This is a genomic window from Pseudomonas sp. B392_1p (assembly GCF_052245235.1).
Taxonomy (GTDB): Bacteria; Pseudomonadota; Gammaproteobacteria; order Pseudomonadales; family Pseudomonadaceae; genus Serpens; species Serpens gallinarum.
In genome coordinates, this window is record NZ_JBQPXM010000037.1 from 1 (window position 1) to 386 (window position 386).

The window sequence follows — 386 nt, forward strand, 5'->3', positions numbered from 1 at the left end:
ACGTACACTTCGCCTTCGAACTTGGTGTGCGGCTTGATGGTGCCCGGCTTGGCCAGAACCTGACCACGCTCCACGTCCTCACGCTTGGTGCCGCGCAGCAGCACGCCCACGTTCTCACCGGCACGACCTTCGTCGAGCAGCTTGCGGAACATTTCAACGCCCGTGCACGTGGTCTTGACGGTATCCTTGATACCGACAATTTCCACTTCCTCCTGGATGCGCACGATACCGCGCTCGACACGGCCGGTTACCACGGTACCGCGGCCGGAGATCGAGAACACGTCTTCGATCGGCATCAGGAACGGACGATCGATGGCACGCACCGGCTCCGGAATGTAGGAGTCCAGGGTTTCCACCAGGGTCTTCACCGCAGTGGTGCCCATGCC

General features: G+C 61.7%; 1 protein-coding gene. It reads right to left on the reverse strand.

The genetic code is table 11. The features are described 5' to 3' along the window. On the reverse strand, window positions 1–386 hold a 386-nt coding region (locus tag ACTV8E_RS20700), incomplete at both ends, for an EF-Tu/IF-2/RF-3 family GTPase (RefSeq protein WP_443200701.1).